This window comes from Streptomyces sp. NRRL S-646 (assembly GCF_000720765.1).
Classification (GTDB): domain Bacteria; phylum Actinomycetota; class Actinomycetes; order Streptomycetales; family Streptomycetaceae; genus Streptomyces.
Genome location: NZ_JODC01000062.1, coordinates 1 through 3,426, shown reverse-complemented (window position 1 = coordinate 3,426; position 3,426 = coordinate 1). Strand labels below are relative to the sequence as shown.

At 70.8% G+C, this 3,426-nt stretch carries 2 protein-coding genes; both read left to right on the top strand.

The window, feature by feature from the left end:
* Positions 1-2,662 (top strand): type I polyketide synthase (locus IH68_RS0148795; protein WP_037886668.1); only part of this gene is annotated, 2,662 nt, incomplete at its 5' end.
* A gap of 61 nt (positions 2,663-2,723) precedes the next feature.
* Positions 2,724-3,426, top strand: a 703-nt coding sequence (locus tag IH68_RS51285) for a beta-ketoacyl synthase N-terminal-like domain-containing protein (RefSeq protein WP_037886667.1), incomplete at its 3' end; no start/stop codon positions are given.

Genomic DNA, 3,426 nt, shown 5'->3' with positions numbered 1-3,426 from the left:
GCGGGGGCGGCTGATGCAGGCGCTCCCGGCGGGCGGCGCGATGGTGGCGTTGCAGGCCGGCGAGGTCGAGGTGCTGCCTCTGCTCGATGACCGGGTGGGTGTCGCTGCCGTCAACGGGCCGCAGTCGGTGGTGATTTCGGGTGCGGCGGAGGCCGTTGAGGAGATCGCGGACCGTTTCCGCAGCCAGGACCGCAAGGTGACGGCGCTGCGGGTCAGCCACGCCTTCCACTCCCCGCTGATGGAGCCGATGCTCGCCGACTTCCGCAAGGTGGCCGAGAGCCTGTCCTACGAACAGCCGGCGCTGCCGATCGTCTCTACCGTCACCGGTGAGGCGGTCACCGCGCAGGAGCTGACCTCGCCCGACCACTGGGTGGGGCATGTCCGCGCGACGGTGCGCTTCGCCGACGCCGTACGCACGCTGGACGGGCAGGAGGGCGTTCGCCGCTTCCTCGAACTCGGCCCGGACGGCACGCTCACCGCTCTCGCGCAGGCTGTCCTGGACGGTGAGAGCAGGGTCGACCGTGACCCGCCCGTTCTCGTCGCCGCTCTGCGCAAGGACCGGCCCGAGGCGAGGTCGGTTCTGTCCGCGTTGGCGGCCGGTGCGCTGGAGCTGGAGGAGGAGGTCGTGGGCGCGGTGTTGCCCGCTCTGACCTCCTGGCGGCGACAGAGCCTGGAACGGACCGAGATGGACGGTTACCGGTACCGGGTGCAGTGGGCGCCGGTGGCCGGCATCCCGAGCGAGGCGACCCTGTCCGGCCGTTGGCTGGCTGTCGTACCGGAAGGGCTTGAGGCCGACGCCTGGGCCGTTGCGGTACGGGAGGCCCTCACGGCGGCGGGCGCGGACGTCGAATGGTTGACCTGCGACCCGTGTGCGGATCGTGCCCAGCTCGCCGCGCGGCTGGAGGGTACGGCGCCGGTGGCGGGCGTGGTGTCGCTGCTCGCTCTCTCCGGTGACCTGAACGAGGAAGACGGCGTGCCGGTGGGCGTGTCGGGTTCGGTGGCGCTGGTTCAGGCCCTCGCCGATGCCGGTGTGACGGCACCGCTGTGGGTGCTGACCCGGGGAGCGGTTGCGGTCGGGCGGTCGGACGCAGCCGTCGATCCGGCCGGGAACGCCGTCTGGGGGCTCGGCCGTGTGGCCGCCCTCGAGGCACCCGGCCGATGGGGCGGCCTGGTCGATCTCCCGGCTGCCTTGGCGGGCACCGCCGGGAACGCGCTCGCGGCGGTCCTGTCCGGTGTCGGGGATGAGGATCAGGTTGCGGTGCGGGCGTCGGGTGTGTTCGGGCGTCGGCTCGTGCGGGTGGCCGTGGGGGAGAGCGGTGGCGGGGAGGCCGGTTGGCGTCCGCGGGGCACTGTGTTGATCACGGGTGGTACGGGTGCGTTGGGTGCTCGGGTGGCGCGGTGGGCGGCTGCGGAGGGTGCCGGGCATCTGGTGCTGGTCAGTCGTCGGGGTCTGGGGGCTCCGGGTGCGCGGGAGTTGCGGGATGGGCTGGCCGCTGCCGGGGTGGAGGTGAGTGTCGAGGCCTGTGATGTTGCTGACCGTGCGGCGGTGGAGGCGCTGCTGGGCCGGTATCGGGTGGATGCGGTGGTGCATGCGGCGGGTGCGGTGGTGAATGTGCCGCTGGAGCAGATGTCGCCGGAGGATCTGGCCGCGGTGTGGGCGGGCAAGGTCGCGGGTGCGGTGCATCTGGATGCGGTGCTGGGTGATCGTGTGCTGGATGCGTTTGTGGTGTTCTCCTCCATTGCCGGGGTGTGGGGCAGTGGTGGTCAGGCCGGTTATGCGGCGGCGAATGCGTTCCTGGACGGGTTGGTGCAGGCGCGTCGGGTGCGGGGGCTGGCGGGGGCGTCGGTGGCGTGGGGTCCGTGGGCCGGGAGTGGTATGGCGGCCGGTGCGGAGGCGGTTGAGGCGTTGCGGCGGCGGGGTCTGCCGGCGTTGGAACCGGACCGGGCCGTGCGCGCTCTGGGTCACGCGACGTCGGATGCGGACGCGGTGGTGGTTGTGGCGGATGTGGACTGGGCGCGGTTCACTCCCGCGTACACCACTGTCCGCGCGAGCGCACTGCTCGCCGATCTGCCCGAAGCACGCGCAGCCCTCACCACCACCTCGGGAGCATCCGGGCACCAGGAGAGCGACCGGGAGTCCGAGCTGCGGCAAGAGCTCGGCGGACAGCCGGCGGACGAGCGACGGCAGGCTCTGCTCGACCTGGTGCGCAAGCGGGCGGCAGAGGTACTGGGACACGGCGACACCGCCATCGTGGGGTCGGGCCAGGCCTTCCGTGAACTCGGCGTCGACTCACTGACGGCCGTGGAACTGCGCAACCGGCTCGCCGCCGAGACGGGCCTGAAGCTGCCCAGCACCCTCGTCTTCGACCATCCGACGCCCCGTCATCTGGCGACCTTCCTCGACGACGGGCTGTTCGGTACGGAGGAAACCGACGCGGAGACCGCTCTCGTGGCCGAGATGGACCGGCTGGCCTCCACGATTTCAAGGCTTTCCCCAGATAACAGCGTCAGGACTCTCGCGAAGGCACGCCTGCGCAGCATGCTGACCGAACTGGATGATCAGAGCGAGGGTGATCCCAAAGCCTCTGTCTCCCAGCAGCTCGAGGCGGCCTCGGACGACGAGATCTTCGACTTCATCAATCAGGAACTCGGCAGGTCCTGAAAGCCCGCGTCGCAGCAGGCCGAAAACGTTCCTACCGCTACAACGTATGGGGCAAGTTCCAATGGCGAATGAAGACAAGCTCCGGGACTACCTCAAGTGGGTCACCACCGACCTGGCCGAGACACGTCGGCGGCTCCAGGAGCTGGAGTCCCGCGGGGACGAGCCCATCGCGATCGTCGGGATGAGCTGCCGGTTCCCCGGCGGGGTGCGGTCCCCAGAGGACTACTGGCAGCTCCTGGTCGACGGTGCCGATGCCATCTCCGAGTGGCCCACGGACCGCGGTTGGGACACCGAGGCGCTCTACGACCCGGACTCCCGGCGCGTGGACGGCAGTTACGCCCGCGAGGGCGGGTTCGTCCACGACGCCGGAGACTTCGACCCGGCGTTCTTCGGGATCTCACCGCGTGAGGCCGTCGCGATGGACCCGCAGCAGCGGCTGCTGCTGGAGGCGTCATGGGAGGCGTTCGAACACGCCGGCATCGACCCGGAGTCGGCGCGGGGCGGCCGCGCCGGCGTCTTCGTGGGATGCAGCAACCAGGAGTACGGCGCCGGTCTCGGCGACGTTCCCGACGACGTACGCGGCCACCTGCTGACCGGCAACTCCACGTCCGTGGTCTCCGGCCGGGTGTCGTATGTGCTGGGGCTTGAGGGTCCGGCGGTGACGGTGGACACGGCGTGTTCGTCGTCGTTGGTGGCGTTGCATCTGGCGGTGCAGGCGTTGCGTGCGGGTGAGTGTGATCTGGCGTTGGCCGGTGGTGTGACGG